The sequence below is a fragment of the Atribacter sp. genome, assembly GCF_035418125.1.
Lineage (GTDB): Bacteria > Atribacterota > Atribacteria > Atribacterales > Atribacteraceae > Atribacter > Atribacter allofermentans.
In genome coordinates this window covers 1-5,010 of sequence record NZ_DAOLQM010000162.1, presented here as the reverse complement: position 1 = coordinate 5,010, position 5,010 = coordinate 1, and the positions used below count along the sequence as shown (strand labels likewise).

Below are 5,010 nucleotides of genomic sequence, written 5' to 3'. Positions count from 1 at the left end.
GGATTACCCATGATTAATTGAATAAGTTCTTCCTCGATGATACCACAGTGATTGATAAGAAAATCTTTAATGGTTTCGGGTAGTAGCTCTAATTTGGAAATGATTTTATAACCAGCTAAAATAGCGCTGGCAAAATGAACTGGTTTAATCCCCTGATGATGAATAAATCTCAATCCGTTCACTAACCGCTCGCTTGGCTTTAATTTCTCCAATATCCCACGAATACCTCTGTCAATTGAATCATGAAAGAATGGATTGTATATTCTCTCTAAAAGATTTTCGCCATAATCTTTCAAATCACGTAAAGGAAAATCAGGGTGAGCTCGATGTAAAGCCGGGATGATTTCGTTAAACAGCATTTTTTCAGCTTTTTCCTTTAATTTATGATCAACATCGGAAAAATATTTTATTCCATCTAGAAAAGCATGATAGGCAATAAAAGCATGAGTTCCGTTATGGGCGAAGAATTTAATATCTTCCCAGGTTGAAAAAATATCAGGTTCAATCAGAGTGAAAACCGGAGAAAATTGTTCAGATGAGCATGCTGCAACATTGAGCGGAAGGTAGTCATAAGCTTCAACTACCAACCTGTCAGGAAGGTTTTTCCAAAGTGGTTTATAACCATAACCACTTTCTTCCTGTGTGGTAAAGCGGCACATCCGAGACATCACAGTATCAACCACCTTACTGGCTTTAAAAAATTTTTGATAGATTTGAGCCAAGTTACGTCCGTTTTCACATAAAAGGATACAATTCCCCCTCATTTGTTCGTTGAGTATTGGGGCAATCTGGGATATAACGATCGGTAAATTCTGATTTCCTACCGTGGTAAAAATCAGATCGGCTTCAGTAATTACTTTATAAAAGTCATTTTTTTCTTTTTCTTGGTCAAGATTAAAGACATTAAATCGTCCTTGAATCGAGACAGATTCTATGCCATCAAGATGGCAGATGTTGAGAATATACTGCTGTTGATTTTGAAGTTCTTTCAAAAATGGAGTTTTTATGTTCTTATCAGCAAAAGTGATTTCATAATCCAGAGCTAATCGTTCACCTAAAAAACCTAATGCCAAGGCTCCGGCTCCAATAATAACTGCCTTTTTACTCATAATCGGGATTCCCAGGGATAGAGAACCGGTTTAAGCCCATCAGCTGATGTGGTAAAAAATTCTTGAGGGGAGTCATCAAAGGTAAATTTCCTGGATGAAGTAAAGCCTTGGAAAGATAATTTTCCTTCATAAAGCCATTGTAATACCGCTTTCATCGCATCGGTTGAACAACCACTGGTTCCAATGGTTTTGGCACAACGATAATGGTTCTGATCAATGTCGACTTGATCGACCAAAGAATGGGTTCCCCCAAAACAAGCTCCGACTCCATACCCTTCTCGGGTATAAAGCTTAAGCATAAGCCGCTGGGCATTTGGATCAGAACAGGCACACACTACATCATCGAATAAATATCCTCTGGTCATTTCTTCCAAATCATGAACGATTTTTTCTTCTTGTAAAAGTCTTTCTTGAATAGTGGAATTTATGAGCTGAGGAACAACATAAACATTGACTTGGTTTTTTAAAATTTGATGAATGAGTTTTTCTTTTTTTTCAGATCGAACCACCATGACCACTTTACTCGCACCTTCTAATATTGCCAATGAAGCATAAAGCATACTGACCGTTCCCGAACCGATAATGCAGGTTTTCCCACCAGATCGTATACCGGCTTTATAGATATGCCTCCCCTCCTTGTCTACTCCAACTGGATGAGGAGTGGCATAAATCGACTCCAAGGCACAAGCTGCTGGTTCTATCAAACAGGCTTCTTCATCAGAAACTATCTCAGGAACTCGAATCACTGACTCTGAACGTATCATATCTTCAGGAACTCTCATATATTGAGCATATCCGCCATTAATTTGAAAAGAAAGGTTGGCTATCGGTTTGGGAATAAGCATCAAGCCATTTTTATAGCGAGCTATGCGGGATTGGAAGGTCACTCTCTCAACAACAGAAAAACTGAGATAATCAGGGGATAATTTTTTTCCTTGAGCATATCCTATCCCTTCATTACAATTTTTAACATTATTACCAACCTCAACAATAGTTCCAATCAACTCATGACCAAGAACGACGGGAGCATAAGGGTCGACGTTTTTGTGACCATGTAAGAAAATTGATTTATCGGTTCCACAACGGGCACACATCAAAACCTTGACAATTAAATCATTTGGACCACAATCCAAGTCAAGGGTTTCCAACGTAACCTGCTCGGGATGGCCATGGTAAACAAATGCCTTAGAATGATAGGAAGACATATTCCTCTCCTTTTTTAAAGGTAAATATTGGCAATACAAAACATTGTATTAGAAACAAAAAAGGACTCCATATATTTTAAAAGGAGTCCTTAATTAAATAAATCATCTCTTATAATCTTTTGACCATAACTGTTTATCCCAATCAGCAAGCCATTGAATAGCATGGCTTTCACCTAAAAGAGACGCTCCTTCCTCAATGATCGACAGCGCATCTTCAACCGAGCTAATTCTATCGGCTCCCTTGATTTTCATCTTATCTCCTACTATGCGTTTCATAATCCGAATATCGCTTACCTTACAACCAGCAGGGCCACATCCCGTGGAGGTTTTAATGTAATCAGCTCCTGAACGAGCAACAATTTCACAAGCCTTGACCTTTTCATCATGATTGAGATAACAGGTCTCTATGATGATTTTCACCAAAACACTCGGTTTTTTATCTTTAACTGCTTTAACAAATTGCTTCAATTCATTTTCCACGTAGTCATAATCTTTTGATTTTAGTTTTGAAATGTTAATAACTAAATCAAGAGCATCCGCTCCATTGTCAATTACTTCAAGAGCTTCAGCGATTTTTATCTTGGTCGTATTTGCACCATGTGGGAAACCAACTACTGTACCCACTTTTGCTTTGTCTCCAATAATTTTTTTAGCAAAGGAAACCCAGCATGGGTTGACATAAACTGCTGCAAATCCATATTGAATAGTTTCTTCACATCTTTTTCGTATTTCATTTTCAGTAGCATAAGGTTCTAATATTGAATGATCTTGCATTGCAGCAAATTGTTCCTTGGTTATCATTAATATTACCTCCAATAATTAATAATATTTTGCTCAACTACAATGATAATTTAAAAAGTTCGATAATATCCTGCTCAGTAGCTACCACTGGATTAGTATAAACATCACCGCATTTTAACGTTGGATCGATAAAATCATGAATGTTTTTTTCTTCCAATCCAAAATCCGACAAACGAATTGATAATCCAATCCTTTTTAGAAATTCACTAAAAACCTTTGAAGCTAATTCAGCATCTATATTTTCAATTTCCATTTTGATACCTTCTGCAATCCAACGGACTATTCGATCAAACTTCTCAACATTTCCTGGATAAGAAAAACCGACAATCGAAGGATAAATAGCCGCTAAAGTTTCTCCATGACGAATCTTTGGATATCGTCCGGAGATAGGTTGACCCATAGCATGAGGTAAAGTGCTCCCCGAATAAGCAATTCCTATACCAGCTAAGGTATCAGCCCAAGCCATATCTTCACGTAGAATCAAATCATTTAAATTGTTGATAACCTGTGGCAGAGCTTTAGCAATGGTTTGAATTGCTTTTTCACAAATCATGTCGGTCATCCGATTAGCATTGATACAAACATAGGATTCAACTGCATGAGATAAAGCATCAAATCCAGTAACTGCCGTCATATATTGGGGCAAACTTACCATTAAGGTTGGATCAACGATGGCTACCTTGGGAAAAATTTTTTCTGTAACAATAGTTGATTTAATGCCCTGTTGAGGATTGGTTAATACGGAATATTTGGTCATATGACTCCCAGTACCAGAGGTGGTAGGTATAGCAATAACTGGAATGGTTTGACTTACAGTTCTTTTTGCTGAAGAATAGACATAATCCCAAGCTAATCCACCGGTACATGCAGTCACTGATAGGGCCTTGGCTACATCTATCGTGCTTCCCCCTCCTAAGGCAATGATTGCATCAAATTTTATTGATTTGAGAGATTCTACAGCATCATCAACATCGGATACCACCGGGTTGTCATGGATAGAAGACCAAAAATATAATTTGAAGTGGCCATCTGTTAATTGATCCGTAACTCTTTTCAGATATCCCATCTCTTCAATTTTCTTTTGAGCTACAATTAGCAGAGTATTCCCAAAAGGCTTAAGCTCAGTTTTTAAACTATTTAATGAGTTGGTTCCAAAAATGAGCTTAGTTTGGGGTTCAAAGTTAAAATATTTTGAATTCATTCTCAACACCTCTTAGTGCTTCCCCTTTACCCATAATATTAAATAATCTCTTTTTTTTCCTTAAAGTTGCTGCATGAAAGGACATCTTTCAACGCCTTCTTTTGGTTTAAAAATAACCGACTATTTCTGATCCAATTTAGTCCGCCTTTGAATAAAGGAAGATTAAGAGGGATTCAGTTGGTTAATAACTATTTTTTTTAAAATATTAGCTTAATTTATATTATTCTTTTAAAGCACCAAAAGTAAGACCTCGGACTAAATATTTTTGAACAAAACCAATAAATATAATTGCTGGAATGATGGCTACTACACCTCCTGCCGAAAGCTCTCCCCATTTAATTTCATAATATCCAATAAATCGAGCTACAACAACCGGCAGAGTTCGAGAACTACCACCGGCAAGGACACTAGCAAATATGAAGTCGTTCCAAGAAAAAATGAATCCTAAAATTGTAGTCGAAATTATTCCATTAATAGAAAGGGGAAGAATGATCTTAAAAAAAGCTCCTAAGGTGCTGCAGCCATCAATTTGCGCGGACTCCTCTAACTCGTAAGGAATTTCCCGAAAAAATCCCCTCATTACCCATATCGTTAGAGCTAAGTTAATGGTAATGTGCATTAATACGAGAGAAATGCGGGTATCGGTTAAGTTAAACCTTCTGAACATAAGATAAAAAGGAAGGTAGAAGAAGAT

The 5,010-nt window shown here is 37.1% G+C and carries 5 protein-coding genes; all 5 read right to left on the bottom strand.

From position 1 onward, the window contains the following. Positions 1–1,109 (bottom strand): mannitol dehydrogenase family protein (locus tag PLK24_RS08270; protein WP_324478072.1); only part of this gene is annotated, 1,109 nt, incomplete at its 3' end. Beyond that, a complete protein-coding gene (locus PLK24_RS08265; protein ID WP_324478070.1) occupies positions 1,106–2,314 on the bottom strand; it encodes an alcohol dehydrogenase catalytic domain-containing protein in 1,209 nt (402 codons plus the stop codon). The genes PLK24_RS08265 and PLK24_RS08270, both read right to left, overlap by 4 nt. A 102-nt stretch (positions 2,315–2,416) precedes the next feature. Then, a complete protein-coding gene (gene deoC, locus PLK24_RS08260; protein WP_324478068.1) occupies positions 2,417–3,115 on the bottom strand; it encodes a deoxyribose-phosphate aldolase in 699 nt (232 codons plus the stop codon). A gap of 37 nt (positions 3,116–3,152) precedes the next feature. Next, a complete protein-coding gene (locus PLK24_RS08255) occupies positions 3,153–4,316 on the bottom strand; it encodes an iron-containing alcohol dehydrogenase (protein WP_324478066.1) in 1,164 nt (387 codons plus the stop codon). Between the two features lie 220 nt (positions 4,317–4,536). Then, positions 4,537–5,010 (bottom strand): carbohydrate ABC transporter permease (locus PLK24_RS08250; RefSeq protein ID WP_324478064.1); only part of this gene is annotated, 474 nt, incomplete at its 5' end.

Excerpts from the sequence above, each read along its gene's own strand:
- PLK24_RS08265 (WP_324478070.1), bottom strand. The coding sequence starts at position 2,314 with ATGTCTTCCTATCATTCTAAGGCATTTGTTTACCATGGCCATCCCGAG.
- deoC (WP_324478068.1), bottom strand. The coding sequence starts at position 3,115 with ATGATAACCAAGGAACAATTTGCTGCAATGCAAGATCATTCAATATTA.
- PLK24_RS08255 (WP_324478066.1), bottom strand. The coding sequence starts at position 4,316 with ATGAATTCAAAATATTTTAACTTTGAACCCCAAACTAAGCTCATTTTT.